This is a genomic window from Hyphomicrobium sp. CS1GBMeth3, assembly GCF_900117455.1.
GTDB lineage: Bacteria > Pseudomonadota > Alphaproteobacteria > Rhizobiales > Hyphomicrobiaceae > Hyphomicrobium_C.
In genome coordinates this window covers 1,407,574-1,427,198 of sequence record NZ_FPHO01000002.1, presented here as the reverse complement: position 1 = coordinate 1,427,198, position 19,625 = coordinate 1,407,574, and the positions used below count along the sequence as shown (strand labels likewise).

13 protein-coding genes are annotated in these 19,625 nt (G+C 64.3%); 6 read left to right on the top strand and 7 right to left on the bottom strand.

Annotated features, from left to right (window positions below; genetic code table 11):
* Positions 1-35: 35 nt before the first annotated feature.
* Positions 36-5,747 (top strand): HAMP domain-containing protein, encoded by a 5,712-nt coding sequence (locus CS1GBM3_RS06900; protein ID WP_244534567.1) that lies wholly within the window; start codon positions 36-38, stop codon positions 5,745-5,747.
* A gap of 25 nt (positions 5,748-5,772) precedes the next feature.
* Positions 5,773-6,915: a sensor histidine kinase gene (locus tag CS1GBM3_RS06895; RefSeq protein WP_072393145.1), complete on the top strand. Its 1,143-nt coding sequence runs from the start codon at positions 5,773-5,775 to the stop codon at positions 6,913-6,915.
* A gap of 10 nt (positions 6,916-6,925) precedes the next feature.
* Here CS1GBM3_RS06895 and CS1GBM3_RS06890 read toward each other — a convergent pair whose 3' ends face one another.
* Complete coding sequence (locus CS1GBM3_RS06890) at positions 6,926-7,384, bottom strand: PRC-barrel domain-containing protein (protein ID WP_083567187.1); 459 nt, start codon at positions 7,382-7,384, stop codon at positions 6,926-6,928.
* Positions 7,385-7,518: 134 nt separating this feature from the next.
* Positions 7,519-8,346, bottom strand: a complete 828-nt coding sequence (locus CS1GBM3_RS06885; protein WP_139247812.1) for a matrixin family metalloprotease — start codon at positions 8,344-8,346, stop codon at positions 7,519-7,521.
* 66 nt (positions 8,347-8,412) lie between these two features.
* Between CS1GBM3_RS06885 and CS1GBM3_RS19470 the strand changes: the two genes are divergently transcribed.
* Positions 8,413-8,910, top strand: coding sequence for a hypothetical protein (locus CS1GBM3_RS19470; RefSeq protein ID WP_139247811.1), 498 nt, complete (start codon positions 8,413-8,415; stop codon positions 8,908-8,910).
* Between the two features lie 119 nt (positions 8,911-9,029).
* Here the strand turns inward: CS1GBM3_RS19470 and otsB are convergent, their stop codons facing one another.
* From otsB to CS1GBM3_RS06860, 4 genes are all read right to left on the bottom strand, one after another.
* Positions 9,030-9,842: a trehalose-phosphatase gene (gene otsB / locus CS1GBM3_RS06875; protein WP_072393824.1), complete on the bottom strand. Its 813-nt coding sequence runs from the start codon at positions 9,840-9,842 to the stop codon at positions 9,030-9,032.
* A gap of 141 nt (positions 9,843-9,983) precedes the next feature.
* Positions 9,984-11,144, bottom strand: coding sequence for a carbohydrate kinase family protein (locus CS1GBM3_RS06870; RefSeq protein ID WP_083567182.1), 1,161 nt, complete (start codon positions 11,142-11,144; stop codon positions 9,984-9,986).
* Positions 11,141-12,673, bottom strand: coding sequence for an alpha,alpha-trehalose-phosphate synthase (UDP-forming) (locus CS1GBM3_RS06865; RefSeq protein ID WP_244534566.1), 1,533 nt, complete (start codon positions 12,671-12,673; stop codon positions 11,141-11,143). The genes CS1GBM3_RS06870 and CS1GBM3_RS06865 overlap by 4 nt, the downstream gene beginning before the upstream one ends.
* 64 nt (positions 12,674-12,737) lie before the next feature.
* Entirely contained in the window at positions 12,738-14,570 is a 1,833-nt protein-coding gene (locus CS1GBM3_RS06860) for a glycoside hydrolase family 15 protein (protein ID WP_072393818.1), read from the bottom strand.
* Positions 14,571-15,229: 659 nt separating this feature from the next.
* On the opposite strand from CS1GBM3_RS06860, the gene CS1GBM3_RS06855 reads away from it, so the two are divergent.
* From CS1GBM3_RS06855 to CS1GBM3_RS06845, 3 genes are all read left to right on the top strand, one after another.
* On the top strand, positions 15,230-16,246 hold the full coding sequence (locus CS1GBM3_RS06855) for an alpha/beta hydrolase family protein (protein WP_244534565.1): 1,017 nt from the start codon (positions 15,230-15,232) through the stop codon (positions 16,244-16,246).
* Positions 16,247-16,360: 114 nt separating this feature from the next.
* On the top strand, positions 16,361-17,416 hold the full coding sequence (locus CS1GBM3_RS06850) for a zinc-binding metallopeptidase family protein (protein ID WP_072393133.1): 1,056 nt from the start codon (positions 16,361-16,363) through the stop codon (positions 17,414-17,416).
* Between the two features lie 176 nt (positions 17,417-17,592).
* The gene (locus CS1GBM3_RS06845; RefSeq protein ID WP_072393130.1) at positions 17,593-18,114 is read left to right on the top strand and encodes a PRC-barrel domain-containing protein; all 522 of its coding nucleotides are present in this window, start codon (positions 17,593-17,595) and stop codon (positions 18,112-18,114) included.
* Between the two features lie 71 nt (positions 18,115-18,185).
* On the opposite strand, the gene lpdA is transcribed toward CS1GBM3_RS06845, so the two are convergent.
* On the bottom strand, positions 18,186-19,619 hold the full coding sequence (gene lpdA / locus CS1GBM3_RS06840; protein WP_072393127.1) for a dihydrolipoyl dehydrogenase: 1,434 nt from the start codon (positions 19,617-19,619) through the stop codon (positions 18,186-18,188).
* Positions 19,620-19,625: the final 6 nt, after the last annotated feature.

Below are 19,625 nucleotides of genomic sequence, written 5' to 3'. Positions count from 1 at the left end.
CACGGTCCGGCTGTCGGCGAGGTGAGGGGGGCTGCGTGTTTTCTGCCAAAAGCGCCAACGAAGATCAGACGCTGAGGTCAGTGCTCACTGCGCTCGAAGCCCTCGCCTCCGGAGATGGATCCGTCCGGTTGCCCCCTGAAACGCCTGGAATTGCAGGAGATGTTGCGCGCGCCTTCAACGCCCTCGCCGAGAGAGGGGCGAACAATGGAGGCAGCCAGGCGCAACCCCATGGCCTAACTCGCCTGCGGCCCCTGCGTGGAGGGAACGGCGCCGGCACCGGCATGCGCCCCGACCAGACGCACCTCGCCGAGCAGGCCCCCGCCATCCTGGAAGCCCTGATCGCGATAAAGAAAGGCGACGCCTCCGCGCGGCTTCCGCTCGATTGGCCCGGCATCGCCGGAAGAATCGCCGAGACATTCAACGACATCGTTGAGCTGAACGGTCATCTCGAGCGCGAGCTCGAACGCCTGAGCCGCGTCGCCGGCAAGCAGGGCCGCCTGCGCGAGCGCGCGCGGCTTGGCGCGGCAAGCGGCTTCTGGCGCACGTCGATCGAGTCCGTAAACTCCATGATCGACGACCTTGTGCATCCCTCGAGCGAGGTCGCGCGCGTGATCGGCGCCGTGGCGCAGGGCGACCTGACCAAGACCATGCCGTTGGAGGTGGAAGGACGCCCGCTCGAGGGCGAGTTCCTGCGCACGGCCAAGGTCATCAACACGATGGTGGACCAGCTGCGCTCGTTCGCGGCCGAGGTGACGCGCGTCGCGCGCGAGGTGGGTACCGAAGGCAAGCTCGGCGGCCAGGCTGACGTCAAGGGTGCCTCGGGCACGTGGCGCGATCTGACCGACAGCGTGAACTTCATGGCCGGCAACCTGACTGCCCAGGTGCGCAACATCGCCGAGGTGACGACGGCGGTTGCCCGCGGCGACTTGTCGAAGAAGATTACGGTCGACGTGAAAGGCGAGCTTCTGGAGCTGAAGAGCACCATCAACACGATGGTGGATCAGTTGTCGTCATTCGCCTCCGAGGTGACGCGCGTGGCGCGCGAGGTAGGCACGGAAGGCAAGCTCGGCGGCCAGGCCGACGTGCAGGGCGTGTCGGGCACCTGGCGCGATCTGACCGAGAACGTCAACTCGATGGCCGACAACCTGACCGATCAGGTGCGCAACATCGCCGAGGTGACGACGGCGGTGGCGCGCGGCGACCTGTCGAAGAAGATCACCGTCGACGTCAAGGGCGAGCTCTTGGAGCTGAAGAGCACCATCAACACGATGGTGGACCAGCTGTCGTCGTTCGCCTCCGAAGTGACGCGCATGGCGCGCGAAGTCGGCACCGAGGGCAAGCTCGGCGGCCAGGCCGAGGTGCAGGGTGTCGCCGGCACCTGGAAAGACCTCACCGACAGCGTGAACTCGATGGCCGGCAACCTGACGGCCCAGGTGCGCAACATCGCCGAGGTGACGACCGCCGTGGCGCGCGGCGACCTGTCGAAGAAAATCGCCGTCGACGCGAAAGGCGAGATTCTCGAGCTGAAGATCACCATCAACACGATGGTGGACCAGTTGTCGTCATTCGCAGCCGAGGTGACGCGCGTCGCACGCGAGGTCGGCACCGACGGCAAGCTTGGCGGCCAGGCTGAGGTGCAGGGCGTCGCCGGAACCTGGAAGACGCTGACCGACAGCGTGAACTCGATGGCGAGCAACCTGACCGATCAGGTGCGCAACATCGCCGACGTGACGACGGCGGTCGCCATGGGCGACCTGTCGAAGAAGATCACCGTCGACGTCAAGGGCGAGATCCTCGAGCTGAAGAACACCATCAACACGATGGTGGATCAGCTGCGCTCGTTCGCGGCCGAGGTGACGCGCGTCGCACGCGAGGTCGGTACCGAAGGCAAGCTCGGCGGTCAGGCCGACGTGCCGGGTGTCGCCGGCACCTGGAAGACGCTGACTGACAGCGTGAACTCGATGGCCGGCAACCTGACCGACCAGGTGCGCAACATCGCCGAGGTGACGACGGCGGTCGCCATGGGCGACCTGTCGAAGAAGATCACCGTCGACGTCAAGGGCGAGATCCTCGAGCTCAAGGCCACCATCAACACGATGGTGGACCAGCTGCGCTCGTTCGCGGCCGAGGTGACGCGCGTGGCGCGCGAGGTGGGCACGGAAGGCAAGCTCGGCGGACAGGCCGACGTGCAAGGCGTCGCAGGCACCTGGAAGGACCTCACCGAGAGCGTCAACTCGATGGCGAGCAACCTGACTGATCAGGTGCGCAACATCGCCGATGTGACGACCGCCGTGGCGCGCGGCGACCTGTCGAAGAAGATCACGGTCGACGTCAAGGGCGAGATCCTCGAGCTGAAGAACACCATCAACACGATGGTGGATCAGCTGCGCTCGTTCGCGGCCGAGGTGACGCGCGTGGCCCGCGAAGTCGGCACGGAAGGCAAGCTTGGCGGACAGGCCGACGTGCCGGGCGTCGCCGGCACCTGGAAAGACCTCACCGACAACGTGAACTCCATGGCCGGCAACCTGACGGCCCAGGTGCGCGGCATCGCCCGCGTCGTGACGGCGGTCGCCAACGGCGATCTCAAGCACAAGCTGACCGTCGAGGCCATGGGCGAGATCGCGGCCCTCGCCGATACCATCAACAGCATGACGGAGACGCTCGCCACCTTTGCCGAGCAGGTGACGTCGGTGGCGCGTGAGGTGGGCGTCGAAGGCCAGCTCGGCGGCCAGGCCAAGGTGCCTGGCGCTGCCGGAACGTGGAAGGCGCTGACCGAGAACGTCAACCAGCTCGCGGCAAACCTCACGACCCAGGTGCGTGCTATCGCCGAGGTCGCAACCGCCGTGACGAAGGGCGACCTCACGCGCGAGATCGCCGTGAACGCCGAAGGCGAGGTGGCGGTCCTGAAGGACACCATCAACGAGATGATCCGCAATCTGCGCGACACAACGCAGAAGAACACCGAGCAAAACTGGCTGAAAACGAACCTCGCCAAGTTCAGCCGCATGCTGCAGGGTCAGAAGGACCTCGTCGCCGTCGGCCAGATGATCCTCTCCGAGCTGGCCCCCGTCGTTGGCGCGCACCAGGCCGAGGTCTACGTCTGGGACAATGCCTCGGAGCGGCCCCGGCTCAAGCTGCTCGCGAGCTACGCATCGAGCGGGCAGGGTATGCACGGCAAGACCGTGGATGTCGGCGCCGGCCTCGTCGGCCAGTGCGCGCAGGACAAGCGGCGCATCGTGCTGGAAAGCGTGCCCGTTGCGCCGATCCGCATCGCGTCAGGTCTGACCGAGGCGCCGCCGGCCAGCATCCTGGTCCTGCCGATCGTGTTCGAAGGAATGGTGAAGGGCGTCCTGGAGCTTGCGTCTCTGGAGCGCTTCATTCCGGTTCACCACGACTTCCTCGACCAGCTCACGGAATCGATCGGCCTCGTCATCAATACGATCGAGGCCAACATGCGCACCGAGGATCTGCTCGAGCAATCCCAGTCGCTGGCCAAGGAGCTGCAGAGCCGCCAGCTCGAGCTGCAGCGCACGAACGAGGAGCTGCAAGAGAAGGCGCGCCTGCTGGCCTATCAGAACCAGGAGGTCGAACGGAAGAACTCGGAGGTCGAGCAGGCACGCCAGGCACTCGAGGAGAAGGCCGATCAGCTCGCGCGGACGTCGAAGTACAAATCCGAGTTCCTCGCCAACATGTCCCACGAGCTGCGGACTCCGCTGAACAGCTTGCTGATCTTGTCCGACCAGCTTTGCCAGAACCGCGACGGCAACCTCACCGATCGCCAGGTCGAATACTCCAAGACGATCCACGCCTCGGGGAAGGACCTTCTGACGCTGATCAACGATATTCTCGATCTGGCGAAGATCGAGTCCGGCACCGTGGCGGTGGATGTCGGAGAGCTGCGTTTCGACGACCTCTATCATTATGTTCGCCGCACGTTCGGCCCAGTGGCGGAGCAGAAATCTTTATCCTTCGACGTCAGCGTTGACCCGCGCCTGCCCACCGCCATGGTGACGGATTCGAAGCGCCTGCAGCAGATTTTGAAGAACCTCCTGTCAAACGCCTTCAAGTTCACCCATCAGGGTCGCGTGGCCCTGAGCATTGACCTTGTGAAGGAAGGTTGGTCGGACAGTGAGACGTTGAACCGCGCGGCTGGTGTGGTCGCTTTCAATGTCACGGACACCGGCATCGGCATTTCGCCGGAGAAACAGAGCATCATCTTCGAGGCATTCCAACAGGCCGATGGATCCACCAGCCGCAAATACGGCGGCACGGGTCTCGGGCTCGCCATCAGCCGCGAGCTGACGCGCGTGCTGTCGGGCGAGATGAAGCTCGTCTCCGCCGTCGGCAAGGGATCGAGTTTCGTCCTCTACCTGCCTCTGGACTACGTGCCGGCCCGCTCGCCGCGCCGCGCGCCGGAACCGGCGGCATCATCTGCATCCCAGGGCGGTAACGCTTCGGATGCTGCTGCTGGCGGTCTTGAGGCCGATTACGCCCGCGACAACGTCGTTCGCATGGCTTCGGATCCCAATGAGGAGCCTACGGTCGAGGATGATCGTGACGGCATCGCGCCGGGCGACACCACGATTTTGATCGTCGAGAACGACGCATCGTTTGCGCGCGTTCTTCTCGACACGGTCCGCGAGATGGGCTGCAAGGGAATCGTCGCGGGCCGCGGTCGCGCGGCGTTGGATCTTGCCCGCGAGAGGATGCCGAGCGCCGTCACGTTGGACATGGTGCTTCCTGACCTCGACGGCTGGCGCATCCTCGATAGCCTCAAGTCCGATCTTGCAACCCGTCACATTCCGGTCTGGATCGTATCCGCCGAGGATGCGCGCGAGCGCGCCCTCGAACTCGGCGCACAGGGGTTCATCACCAAGCCGCTGCTGTCGAAGATGGATCTGGAGGACGGCCTTGGCGCGCTGCTCGCGAGCTTCTCGCGCAAGGAGCGGCGTATCCTCGTCGCGGCTGCCCCTGGCGCGCCGGTACTGAACATCGTGCGCGCATTCTCCGCTGACGATGTTCAGATCATCGAGGCCAACGACCGCTCCGCCGCAGTGCGCCTTCTGTCCGAAACCCCGGTCGATTGCCTGGTGGTGGACGGCCGTCTCGACCTGCCGCTCTTTGCCTGTGCCGAGGCGCTGCGTGGCCACACTACGCGTGCGGGCAGCATCGCCCCGCTGCCGGTGATCGTGTGGTCCGAGCAGGGTGCCCCCCGGTCGTCCGTGCCGCCTGTGGAAGCGTTCACCGTGCGCTACGTCCAGTCGCCCGAACGCCTCGTGGATCTCGTGTCGCTGGCGTTGAACCGGCCGGTCGATCGTCTACCCGAGCCGCACGTGGTAATGCTCAAGCGTGTGCACGATACGGCATCGGCACTGGTGGGCAAAAAGGTTCTTGTCGTGGACGACGATGCGCGCAACATTTTCGCATTGGCGACGCTGTTGGAGGACCACGGAATGGATGTCGTATCCGCCACCAGTGGCCGCGAGGCGCTGAGGCTCCTGAACAACGGATCTCAAGTTGATATCGTGCTGATGGACATCATGATGCCCGATATGGATGGCATCGCCACCATTCGCGCGGCGCAGGAGAATCCTTCGTGCCGTGAGCTTCCGTTCATCGCCGTAACGGCCAAGGCTCTAAAGGGGGACCGTGAGCGCTGTATCGAGGCTGGAGCCTGGGATTATCTCGCCAAGCCCGTCGATGCCGACGCGTTGCTTTCCGTCATGCGCTCATGGCTCTACCGCTGAGCGGCCTTGGATCGGGATTGCTGACATGAGCCATCCGGTGCCCGCAGATATCCTGATCGTTGACGATCTCGAGGAGAAGCACATCGCCTATCGTGCAAGCCTCGAGGAGCTCAATCAGAACGTCGTGACGGTCAAGTCCGGCGCCGAAGCCTTGCGCCTCCTGCTCGAGCGTGACTTCGCTGTCATTCTGCTCGACGTCAACATGCCGGACATGTGCGGCCACGAGACGGCGGCCCTGATCCGCAAGCGAAAGAAATCGCGGCACACGCCGATCATCTTCATCACCGCCTTTGCCGATGATGTGCAAGCTGCCGAGGGCTACGCGCTGGGCGCCGTGGACTACATTCTCTCGCCGGTCGTGCCGGAAGTGCTGCGGGCCAAGGTCAAGGTGTTCGTCGACCTGCATCAGATGCGAAGCGAGCTGGCTCGCTCTCACGCGCTGCTTGAGAAACGGGTCGAGGAGCGCACAGCAGAATTGGAGCGCACGGCCGAGATCCTGAAAGTCGAGGTCGGTGAGCGCAAGCGTGCCGAGGAGCGCCTTTCGCTGCTGGTCAACGAGCTCACGCATCGCGTCAAGAACCTGCTGGCGGTTCTGCAGTCGATCGCCGTCCGCACATTGAACGACAGTCGTAACGTCGCCGACGCACGCCAAGTGCTCGTCGGACGCTTACACGCGCTGGCACGCGCGCATGAGCATCTGACGGAAGCATGCTGGAAGGGAGCCGACCTGGGTCACATCGTCAATGCCGAGGTCGCGGGCTTCTCGGATCGCGTGCGCGCCGCAGGGCCCGAGCTGTTGCTCACGGCCTCCGCCGTGCAGACCTTCGCGCTGATCGTGCACGAGCTTGCGACCAACGCTGCCAAATACGGCGCTCTGCTTAACGCCGAGGGCAGCATCGCCATCAAGTGGAGCATCATCGACGTTCGGGGCGAGCCGCACCTGGAGTTTCAGTGGAAGGAGAAGGGCGGGCCTCCCGTCGTGCCGGCCACGCGCAAGGGTTTCGGCCTGACCCTGATCGGAACCATGGTCAGCGCCATGGCATCCGAGCCCGCGATCGACTTCGCGCCGGATGGGCTCGAGTGCCGCCTCAAGGTGCCGATCGATATCATCGCCGCGCCCGTTCCGGAGGGACGCGGCGTGCCGCGCAGCGCCGCGCTCGCGGGCTGACTAAGCTCTATTATTCCGGAAGCGGGCCGTCGTCGATCGGGCCGACCTGCGCAGCCTGTTCGATCGCGCGACGCGACAGAGAGGTCCTGACCTCGAGCTGGTCCGAATCGAGTGGCGTGATAACGAGATGGCGCAGGCCGATCGCAACCGATGTCTCGCCGAGACCCAGGAACCCGCCGATCCCGACCATCACCGCCACGACCTTGCCGTCGCTGCCGATCACCACGTCCTCGACGCGCCCGACTGACTCGCCGAGCACGTTGCTCATTGTAGTGCCGATGAGCTTGCTGGCGCGCCAGTCGCCGGTCAGCACCTCGGACGAAGGAGGGGCCACGTCGGGCGATGCCTGGCTCGGCGCGCTCTGGGGCGTCTGCGGCGCGGACGGGGTTTTTACCTGACCGACAGCCGCGCAAAGCGGCAGGCTCGCGAGCGTGCCGATCGTCAATAGGCGCAATGCCCCATTATGCATGGCGTCGTCCCTCCGCTCTGACCGTCTCGCCACGTGGGTGGATAGAAAAGAAACGGGTGGTCGGTCAGATGGTTCCGGATTCCGGCGCCGCGCAGCGGGGCTCACCCGCTGTTTGTGACAATGAAACGAGACTGTTAGCGGGTCTTGCCGATGGTCAAAGGCTCGCCGATTCCGAAAGCACGGCTGCGCGGAAGGGGGCCGGACGGGGTGGCGGCGGCTGCACGACTGGGCGCACCGTTCTCCACGGCCGGCGCGGCGCCGGGCCTGCCGTAGAGCGCCACGGCGCCCGCGATGTCGCCGGGTTGCAACCCCTGTGCTTTCTCGACGTAGCGATAGCTCATGAGCTGCCCCTCGGGGCTTGGATGATCGAGCCCGATGGCATGCCCGATCTCGTGCATGACCGTGAACCGCACGTCGTAGACGTCGAGATTTCCGTCGAAACCGATTTTCCACGGCCGCTGCGGATTGAGACAGATCAGCGATTGGCGGATGGCGCCCAACCCATTGTGCGAGGGGCGCGTCGTCTCGTTGAGAGCGACATTCGTGAATGCGCGCCCGCGCGCATTGGCGTCGGCGCCGATCAGGATGCCGGCCGCGGCAACGGAGGTCGTCTCGCGGAACACCACGTTGGCAGCCTTTTCCCAGGCGGCAAAGGCTGCGCGAACTTCCTTGCGGAAGGCCGCGAAGTCGATGCCGGAAGGCTGAAGCGCTGCAACTGGCGGCAGCATGGCGTCGCAGTTGCGCGCGCCCGGAAACTGTTTGGGTTCGGTCAGGAACGCGTAGCTGATGGTCGCCGGCAGTCCGCCCCTGGGAACGGACCAGCGAACCTTGCGGCCGCCAAGCTCGAGCAAGCGAAACTCGCGCGCAATCTGCTTGCTTGTGGCCTCGTCAGCGGGCGCATCCACCGGAGCCGAGATCAGCACCAGCAGCCCGACGCAAACGGACGGAAGCAGTCCCCTCAACAGTTCCCCCTTGGTCCCCAAGAACTCCGCTGCCCAAAACTGAACGGCGGATAAACAAAATGCGACATGGATGAACGTGAAGTGAATGCAAACCTTCTAAAGCGCGAAATTATGACGGTCAACACACGTGCAGATACGCGCAATGTTTTGCCGCAAGAAAGATTTTCTCGCCCTAAGCCCAAACATCCAGTTGGAACCGGTTTTCTGGCTCCTACATTATTGATTAGATCACGCACGATCATTCATCGGAGTGCAAAGATGAATAGAATAAGGGCGACATTTATTGCGGTTGCTTTGGCGGCCGCGTCGCTGAGCTTTGGAGGAGCGGCCAATGCGGCTCCTGTCGGTCCCATCGGCAAAGCGCTCGCCACCGAGCAGATAAACCTCGAGCAGGTCCACTATCGTCCGTATCGCCATTGCCACCGTCGTTACGGACGCCGGTTCTGCCACGGCGGCTATCGCCGGTACGGCTACGGCCCCGGAATCGGGATCTATATCGGGCCGCGTTACGGCCACTTCCATCGGCATCGCCACCATCATCGCCACTGGCGTCATCGCCACTAGCGGGATCTGAGCGCCTCGGGATTTGGAGAAGCGCGCTTGCCGGGGTGCAACCTAGAAGGGCCTGAACCGATCTCTCGGTTCAGGCCCTTTCCGCTCGTGGCTGAAAGCTGAAGCCAGGCTTAGGGCTGAACCTGCGGACGCTCGGTAGGTGTCATGCGGCGGGTAAGCTGGTCGAGCCAATTGATGACCGACCGCGGCCCCGCGAAATCGGCAGCTTCCATCGGATACTGCTCGCCGGCCACGCGCAGTGCAAAGCCGTGCATGCCCTCGGCGGCGGCAAATGCGGGCTCGTCGCCGATGTCGTCACCGATCATGATCGGAACGCGTCCGCGGAACGCCGGCAGCGAGGTGAGCGAGGCGAGCGCAGTGCCCTTCGAGAGACCCGAAGGCACCACCTCGAAAAGCCGCTTGCCCGGCAGGAGCTCGAACGCGCCCGCATGCTTGTCGAGCGCGGCTTCGAGCGCTTCAAGGACCAGCCTCTCGGCCTGCGGCGCCAGACGATAGTGAACCGCGATCCCGGCGCCCTTCGGTTCGGCGATGACGCCTGGGATATCGAGCGCCAGCCGGCGCATGGATTGGATCAGGTCGCTCGGCAGCGTCGCCGTGATCCGTTCGATGTCGCGGTCCGGCCCTTTGCGAAGCTCCGCGCCGTGCACGCCAGACGCCGCCAGACGCAACGGAGACAAGAGGAGGTCGATCTCGGAAATGAGGCGCCCCGTGATGATCGCGACCGCTCCGTCGAACGCAAGCGACAGCCGCTGCAGGGTTGCGATCAGCCCGTCCGGCACACGTACGCCCTTCGGGGTGTCCGCCAAGTCGAGAAGGGTTCCGTCGACATCGAGGAAGAGCGCGCACGCGCGTGGGTTTGCGAGGATCGACGACGTACAAACGCTGAGGTGAGGGCTGAATTGTGAAAAAGTCTCAGCAGTCATCGGCTCCCGCACCTCACTTTTCTTGATTGCCGCCGCCTCGGCGTGCCGGCCGGTCAATAGTCCACAGCATCAATAATAACAAATAATCACCTAGAAACCTCATCGCTACCTAACGTGTCGCAGATAAGGCTAACACTCCCTTCACAGAGGCCATTCTATCACATTTGGTGTCTCAATCTTTCTCGCTAGGTGCGCTTCGAGGTCGGAGCGTCGCAGCAAGCCCGTTTGCGTATCGACGTAGCCAAGCACCGCCGATGCGTTGATCGTGGCGGCCTTGAGGGCGGTATCGGGTGCGTTACCTTCGGACACGTAAGCCGCGAAAGTTGCGACGAAAGCGTCTCCTGCCCCGGCTGTGCCCGCCACGTGCGTTTCTTGGGTGCTGCAGTAGAAGAGGCGACCTTCAGTGGCGGCGAACGCGCCGTCGCGCCCATCCGTGAGCACGACGCAACCAACGCCGCGTCCCATCAAAGCGCGACAAAATGCGCGCACGCTCATGCGGCGGCTCTCAAACCGGAGACCGCGTTCCGCGAGCGGCGGTACTGATATATCCGTGGGAAAATCGAGGCGATCACGATCACCGATCCCCGCGTTGGTTTCGATCAGCCCCACGACCTCGTCCGCCTCACGTCGGTTGAGCGACAGTATATCGAGAGAGGGGAAGGACGCGCGAAAAGCCCCTCCGTGGCCGTGAAGCTGCCGGATGCCGGGGTTCGTCGAGACGCGCGCTCCTCCGGCATTGGCCTTCTCGATGATCAACGGATAGCAATGCGCCGCCTGGTTGGAGAGGTTGGCGATATGGACGAGATCGACGTTGAACGCTCCATCCACAAGATCATCCGCCGCAAGCAGCGTGTTGGCGCCGCGAAACGTGAACACGGCGGCGTTGCGCTCGTGCGAGGAAACGAGCACGGAGGAGCCGGTGGGGGCGCGCGCATCTCGGATGACCCAGCGGCCAGAGATCCCTTCGGCCTCGAGGCACGCGATGACCTGCTCTGCGCGTCGGTCCTGCCCGAGCTTGATCAGCGCGCTGCAGTCGAGACCGAGCCGCGCGAACGCCACCGCCGCGTTGACCGCGCCACCCCCGCAGTGCGTCGAGACCTCGAGCGCCTCGGTCTTGCGTCCTTCCTCAAGCAGAAGGAATGAGGAATCCGCATTGAGCAACGTCATGCGCTCGATGGCCGAGCTTGCGATGATGGCGATGGTATCGATCATGGCACCGCCGATGGTCAGCACCTTGAGCGGCGCGTCGTGTCCCTCGGAGCGCGAGAGGTCGCGAGGCACGCTCTTCGGTGCTGCGCTCATTTGACGGGGCTCGGACGGTTTTGCTCCGCGGACTTATCCAGGCCGCGACGAGCCGCGGGCGCGGATCCTGCGATCGGCGCGCGGGCAAGCTTTGCCATTGAAGCGCGAATGGCAGGGGGAAGCGGTGGCGCGACGTGAGAACGCTCGCGGGCGACAGCCTCGAGCGTGGCGAGGAAGGAAGCCGACCACGTCGCGCTGTCGTAGGCGCGGATCACCGCCATCATGCGCCGATAGCGTTCGATCCGCTCCGAGCGTTCCATGCCGAGCGCGATCTTCAAGGCTTCCGCCATCTCGTCGATATCATACGGGTTGACGATGAGCGCGTCGCGAAGTTGCGCGGCCGCCCCCGCGAAGCGCGACAGGATGGGAACGCCCGGATCGTCGGGATCCTGGGACGCGACATACTCCTTGGCGACCAGGTTCATGCCGTCGCGCAGCGGCGTAAAGAACCCGATGCGGGAGGCACGATAGATGTCGCGCAGTCTATCGCGCGGCGTCGGGCGATAAATGTAGTGGATCGGCACCCAGTCGAGTTCGCCGAACATGCCGTTGATCTTGCCCGACAGGGCCTCGAGTGCTTGCCGGATGTCGGTGTAAGCCTCGACGCTTTCGCGTGTCGGCGGCGCGATCTGTGTCAGCACCACGTTGCGCCGGTATTCGGGATACCTCTCGAGGAAGTGCCCGAACGCCCGGAATTTCTGTGGCAGACCCTTGGTGTAGTCTAGGCGGTCGACGCCGATGATACGCTGCGCCCCGTCGCTGGATTGCACGAGCGGTGTGGCCGGCGCGGCGCGGGTAAAGTGGTCGGCATCGATGCCGACCGGAAAGCTCTCGATAGCGAGCCGCTGCTCGAGAGCTGAAATGCGCCCATCTTGGAGAATGCGACCGGAGAGGCTGTCCTCCAGGAACTGAATGAGGTTCGCCACATCACCGCGCGTCTGGAGGCCGACGAGATCGTACGCGGTGAGGGCACGCGCCAGCGCGCGGTGCTCGGGAATGGCGAGGAAGGCTTCGGACGGCGGAACCGGAATATGCAGGTAGAACCCGATGGGGTTGTCAACGCCGGCGCGCCTCAGCTCGGCACCGAGCGGAATGAGGTGATAGTCGTGCACCCAGATGACGTCGTCGGGTTGGATGAGGGTTTTCAGCGCCCGCGCGAAGCGCTGATTGACGCCCATGTACCGTGCATAAAAGCCCGCCTCGAAACGTGCGAGATCAAGCCGGTTGTGAAACACCGGCCAGAGAACGGAATTCGAGTAACCGAGATAGTAATCGCGGTGCTCGTCCGCGCTGAGCGGGACGGTGGCAAGCACCCGGTTCCCGGCCGATTTGACGATTTTAGGCTCGGCCGCCTCCGCAGCGGCTTCGTCTTCGATTTTGCCGCTCCAGCCGAACCACAGGCCCGGCCGTGTTTTCAGCAGATCAGCCACGGCGACCGCCACGCCACCGGCCTGTGCCGCTTTACGCAGCTCCATGACGCGGTTCGATACGACGACGACGCGCTTCAAGTCCTTCAACTCCCCAAGCATGACCGCATGTTGACTCCCCCCAGCGGGGGCGTCGAACGAGACACGGCCTAAAATGATCCGAAGATCAAACGCTTGAGATGACGCCCGGTTCCGGCGCGGGCGTTCGCGGCCAAGCCTCCGTCCAGTTGCGGGACAGATTCATGCAGGAATTAACAATCCCGGCCATGGAGTAGGTCTGGGGCAAATTCCCCCAAAGCTCGCCTGTGGTCGGGTGGATGTCTTCCGACAGGATCCCGAAGGCGTTGCGGCGGGACAAAAGATCGCTCAGCAACTCACGGCCCTCCTCGACCCGCCCCGCCGCCGTCAGCGCGTCGATATACCAGAACTGGCAGGCCAGGAATGAGGTCTCCGGCGCGCCGAAGTCGTCATTGGTATAGCGCAGCATGAAGCCGTTTCGGCCGAGCTCCCGGCCGACGGCATCCAGCGTCTTGAGGAAGCGCGGATCGTCCGCCTTGATCAGCCCAAGCTCGGGCAACAGCAGAACGCTCGCGTCGAGCTCGTGCTGGTCGAGCGCGCCGGCAAACGCGTCGGCCTTCGAGCTCCACGCCCGCGCCAGGATCTCCCTGCGCACGGCATCGGCATTCTGCCGCCACTGCTCCGCGTCATTGGTGAGCCCGAGCAGGTTTGCGATCCGCGCCAGGCGATCGAGAGCAACCCAGCACATGGCCGCCGAATGCGTATGCACGCGCAGCCGGCCGCGATACTCCCAGAGTCCGGCATCCGGCTCGCGGAAGACACGCAGCGAGTGGTAGCCGAGCAGCTCGAGCCGCCGGTAGAGCGCCTCGTCGCCCATACGCGGCAGACGCTGGTCGATGAACATCTGCGCCACGCCGAGAATGACGCTGCCGCTGCAGTCGTGCTGAAGCTGCTCGGCTGCCTGGTTGCCGACACGCACCGGACCCATGCCGAGGAAGCCCGACAGGTGTTCGGCGTCTCGCTCGTCGAGTGGCTGGTCGTGGACGATGCCGTAGACTGGCTTCAGCGCGCCCTTGGACTGGATGGCAAGCGTCGTGATGTAATCGAGATACGCCTCCATCGTCTGCGTCGCGCCGAGACGGTTGAGCGCCATGATGACGAAATAGGCATCCCGGAGCCAGCAGTAGCGGTAGTCCCAGTTGCGCTGGGTATGAGGCGCCTCCGGCAGCGAAGTCGTATGCGCCGCAACGATCGCGCCTGTCTCGTCGAACGTGCAAAGCTGCAGCGTGATCGCTGCGCGGATGACGTCTGTCTGCCAGTCGAGCGGCACCGCAAGTCCGCGCACCCAACCCATCCAGTAATCGCGCGTCCGCTCCAGCGCCTCGCGCGAGACCGTGTCGGCGGCCGCTTCGAGTGACTCGTCAGGGCCGAGCACCAGCGTCACCGGTCGCGAAAGCGCGAACGTCGTCTCGTGCAGAATGTAGGAGAGCGACGCGTCGGTCGTGAGCCGGACCGTCAAGTCGCCGCCGCTGTAGCGGATGTGGTTCGAGCCGACCACATGCGCTGACCGCGGTTGGCCATAATTGAACGTGGGACGCACACGGATCCGGATGCGCGGCATGCCGATCGGCTCGATGCGGCGGATGATCTGCGCCGGATGCAGCATGCGCTCGAAGCGGGGATAGCGCGGCGCGAAGTCTATGATGCGCACGCCATTGCCCTGATCGTCCTCGATCGTCGTCTCGAGGATCGCTGTATTGCGCATGTAGCCGGAGGATACGCGCACGGCGCCTTCGACCACGACGTCACAGAAGCCCTTTTCCTCGTCGCCCGAAAGAAGGCGGGAGAAAACGGGATCGCCGTCGAAGCGCGGGAAGCACCACCACACGATGCGGGCGGAGCGGTCGAGCAGCGCGGCGACACGGCCATTACCGATCACGGCGAAGTCGAGGGGCTGTGCCGGACGTTGTTCAGCGAGCATGGACACCTGCTCGAGCGATTGGAGCGGGAGGTTCAAGGGGCTGCGTTCCCTGTGATTTGAACGGTGTGTGAAGCATTAGGACTCGGCTTGGCGACGAGGCAATACGAGCGTGTGGCATTGTGTCCGGCTGCGCCAGGGGTCGTGCCAAGTCGAAATTCAATCGCTTTTGTTGAGCAAAAGCTAGTCCAGGACGCCAGTGGTCTTAAAACCATCCTGCGTCACAAGGCAATCAGGATTATGGCCGGGCGAGAGTTGGGTGTGAGTATGGAAAACGCTCTGCGAGCTCCGCGAGATGCCGCATTAGGCGCTCGAAAGTTTTTTCGCCAGGCGTTCCCAGCGACCAACGGGGTTCCGGCGATGGTAAGGACGGCGGCTATGCTCACAACGCACAGCTTTTTCGTTGATCTGAGTCCATTATCCATTCCAAATGGCCTGGCTCGGGGCAAACTAAACCGAAACGGCAACGCGTAGCCGTAAAGGGGGTTCCGCTTAACTGGGAGCTCGGATCGAAGACGCGCTCACACATCAGCCATGCGTGAGCGGAAGCAGTCAGCGAAGGTTCAGACGGGGGGCATGTTGCGATGATCGCCATGACGTTGACGGCTGACGCCGGGCAAGCTCGGGGGCGCCGCGGGCAACTTTCCACGCGATGGATGGCGATGCTTTGCGCTGCGCTCATGCCCGTTTTGGCGTTCTTGATCCAGCCACACACGGCATCTGCCGAAGATGCGCGCGCTTTCGGTCCCTTCGGTCCGGAGGGACCACGCCTGCGCGAGCAGTTCTGGATCCTGCCAAGCGCCGATCCGGACTATCCGCTGCGCGCGACCGTTTTCCGCCCCGACGATGAGCCTAGAGCCGACGGTGTTGCGGTTCGCCATCCGTTGGTCGTCATTAACCACGGCACGTCGGACGCGACGCGTCTGGCCGTCGCCATGCCCGTCTACTACTGGCTCTCGCGGTGGTTCGTGGAGCGAGGTTACGTCGTCGTGCTGCCACAGCGTCGCGGCCACGGTGCAACAGGCGGCCCGATGGCGGAGTCGATCGGCTCCTGCGCCAATCCGGATCACTATCTCTCCGGACTTGCCGCTGCCGACGATATCGGGAGCACCGTCGACTATATGTCGGAGCAGCCGTTCGTGGTGCCAGGCGAAGCAATTGTGGTCGGAATCTCGTCCGGTGGTTGGGCATCGCTCGCGCTCGCAGCGCGCAACCCCGAAAGCGTTCGCGCCGTGATCAACATCGCGGGTGGACGCGGCGGGCGCCCTTTCGGCCAGAACGTCGATAGCGTCTGCGGCGAAGACCGCCTGATCGCGGCGGCCCGCGATTACGGCCGCACGGCTCGCGCGCCGACGCTTTGGCTGTATGCAGAAAACGACAGCTATTTCCGCCCCGAGCTCGCGAGCGCGATGGCCGCCGCTTGGCGCGACGGAGGAGGAAACGCGGCCCTCCATGTCTTTCCGCCCTATGGCGAGGATGGGCATGGGCTCGCCGACGACCGTGCCGGCTGGGACGTCTGGGGGACGGCGATCGAAGCCTTCCTGTCTGAGCCGCGACCCGAAGCGCCCGTCGCTGCCCTGGAGCCGGTACCGGAAGCCGCAACCGCCGGCGTTACTCCCGTCGAGGCAACCGTACCTCTCGCGACCGTCGCGTCGGATGGCGAGACCCGGGCCCCTTAAGTCCGGCCCGGTTCAGCCCTGGCAGGATCTCTTAAGCTTCAAGCGCGGCGGAACCTCGCCGGGCGCCGGCCGTTGTGGTTGGCTAATCGCTCCCTTCGCGCTCGGAGTTGCCGCATGAAGAGATTTAACTGCACGGCCTGCGGCAGCCGCGTCTGCTTCGAGAACACAGTCTGTTTGCATTGCGGCCACACCCTCGGCTTCGACGCAGGCACGCTCGCGATGGTCGCCGTCGAGCCGGTCGCGCCTGATGGCGGTCTGTTCCATCGCATCGGCGGCAATGGCAAGGACGCTGCGGCCGACGTTCGCTATTGCGAGAACGCGATGCACGGCGCCTGCAACTGGCTGGTGCCGGATGCGGCGTCGACGACACTGTGTGAGGCATGCTCGCACAACCGAACCATTCCCAATCTCTCGGAGACCGGCCGCCTGGACGCCTGGCGCGAGGTCGAGCACGCAAAAAAGCGGCTCACCTATTCGTTGCTGCGCTTCGGCCTGCCGCTCGATGGTGGTGCATCGCAGGCCCCACCTTTGATGTTCGACGTTGTGGCACAGGCTCTCACCGGCCACGCAAACGGCGTCATCACGCTGGATGTCCTCGAAGCCGACTCCGTTGAGCGCGAGCGCCGCCGTCAGATGTTTGCCGAGCCGTACCGATCGTTGCTCGGCCACCTCCGTCACGAGATCGGGCACTACTACTGGATGCTCCTTGTCAATCGCGAAGGAGTCATTGAAGCGTTCCGCGCGTTGTTCGGCGACGAGCAGCAGGATTATCAGACCGCGCTATCGGCCTACTACGCGACCGGTGCACCTCCCAATTGGGCAGACAACTACGTATCAGCTTACGCGGCCGCGCACCCCTGGGAGGACTGGGCAGAAACATGGGCGCACTATCTGCACATGGTCGACGCCGTCGAGACGGCGGAGGCCGAAGGCATGGAGCCACGCGCGGCGGGGCTCCGTTTCGGCGCGGCCTGGCCATTCAAGAAATATGACGTCTATCGCCAGGAAAGCTTCGACTCGCTGATGGCGCGTTGGGTGCCCCTGTCGCTCGCGCTGAACAACCTGAGCCGCAGCCTCGGTCACGGCGATTTTTATCCGTTCGTGATCTCGGGCGCGACGCGTGATAAGCTCGCCTTCGTGCATCGTCTGATACGTGCCGGCGCAGTCTGAGACAGTCCATTAACGTCAGGGCGTGCGTAACGCCCGCGCACGGCCTCCCGAGGAACCAAGCCCAACCTCCGGCGTTTGCTTTGCAGGCAGGTTAATGCCCGCTGCAACGCGCCGACATTTGCGCGTGCGACGCAAAGCAAAAAGCTACGTTGAAAAATCATAAGGGAGACGATCCGATGAAATCCAAGCTGCTGTTCGCTATTGCCATGCCCGCGGCGCTTGCCGTTGGCGCAGCGACGGCCTTCGCGCAGACCACCGCGCCGGCTCCGTCGCCTTCGCCCTCACCGGCTGAGCCCGAGCAGCGCATGCCCGAGACGAGCCCGTCGCCGGTTCCTTCGCCGTCCGCGACGGATGCGGCTCCGTCGGCCGAGAGTGCGCCTGGTGCGTTCGCGTCGAGCCAGGCTGCCGATGAGTGGCGCTCTAGCCGGCTGGTTGGCCAGACCGTTTACAACAGCGCCAACGAGCGTATCGGCGACATCAACGACCTGATCCTTGGTCCGGATGGCAAGATCAGCCACGCCGTAATTGGTGTCGGCGGCTTCCTCGGAATGGGCGAGAAGCTGGTAGGCGTTTCCTTCAGCGATCTTCAGCTCAATCGCGATGCCGACGGCACGATGCGTGTGACGCTCGACAGCACGAAGGACGCGCTCGAGAACGCGCCGGACTTCAAGTATCACGACGCCAAGGCCACCGACTAACGTCGTGGCACGTCACTTGGAAACGGGGAGCGAGTAATCGCTCCCCGTTTTTTTGCGCTCATCGCGGCCAGCTAGGAGCGGGAACGTTTCACCGGCGGCAAGTCGGTCGCCGTCCCCTCCAACACTTCGGCGGCCATGCCGATCGATTCCGAAAGCGTGGGATGCGGGTGGATCGTCTTGCCGATATCGACGGCGTCGGCCCCCATTTCGATGCCCAGTGCGACCTCGCTGATGAGGTCGCCGGCGTGCGCGCCGACGATGCCGCCGCCGATCACGCGATGGCTTTCAGGCTCGAACAGAAGCTTGGTGAAGCCTTCGTCTCGTGCCATCGCGATCGCGCGGCCCGAAGCTGCCCAGGGAAACACGGCCTTCTCGTACGCGGCCCCCTCGGCTTTGAGCTCATCTTCCGTACGGCCAACCCATGCGATCTCGGGATCCGTGTAGGCAACCGAGGGGATGACGCGTGCATCGAAATAGGAGGACCGTCCAGCCGCGGCTTCTGCCGCCACATGGCCCTCGTGCACGGCCTTGTGCGCGAGCATCGGTGGGCGTGAGATATCGCCGATGGCGAAGATGTGCGAAACGTTGGTTCGCATCTGTCGATCGGTAGGGATGAAGCCGTTCGCATCGACGGTGACGCCGGCCTGCTCGGCGCCGATGCGCTTGCCGTTGGGCGACCTCCCGACCGCGACCAGAACCAGATCGTAAGGCTGTGACTCGCTCGGCGCGTTGCCGCCTTCGAAGCGGACATGGATGGCGTCGCGCTTCGCGTTTGCGCCAGCGACCTTGGTCTTGAGAAGAATGCGGCCGAACCGTGCCGCGTTGTGCTTCTGCCAGACGCGCACGAGGTCGCGGTCGGCACCCGCCATGAGCACGTCGAGCGTCTCCACGACGTCGATGCGGCTTCCGAGCGCCGCGTAAACGGTCGCCATCTCGAGCCCGATGATGCCGCCGCCGATGACCAGCATGCGCTTCGGGATTTGAGGCAGCGTCAGGGCGCCCGTCGAGTCGACGATGCGCGGGTCCTCGGGCAGGAACGGCAACGAGACCGCTTCGGAGCCGGCGGCGATGATGGCGTTCGTGAATTGCACGCGCCCTAGACCGCCGGCAGCCAGCGCCACCTCGATCGTGTTGGAATCCCGGAAGGAGCCCGTACCGCGCACCACCGTGACCTTGCGCGCCTTCGCCATGGCGAGGAGCCCGTTCGTGAGCTTGTCGACAACGGCGTCCTTGTGGGCGCGAAGCTTCGCGAGATCGATTTTCGGCGCAGCGAACTGGACACCATGCGCGCCGAACGCCTGCGCCTCGGAGATCAACGCTGCCACATGCAACAGCGCCTTCGAGGGAATGCAGCCGACGTTGAGGCACACGCCGCCAAGCGTCGCGTCGCGCTCGATGAGCGCCGTCTTGAGCCCGAGGTCGGCAGCGCGGAAGGCTGCCGAATAGCCGCCCGGACCGGAGCCCAGCACGGCGACATCGCACTTGATCGTCTCTGCGTCAGTCACGGACCG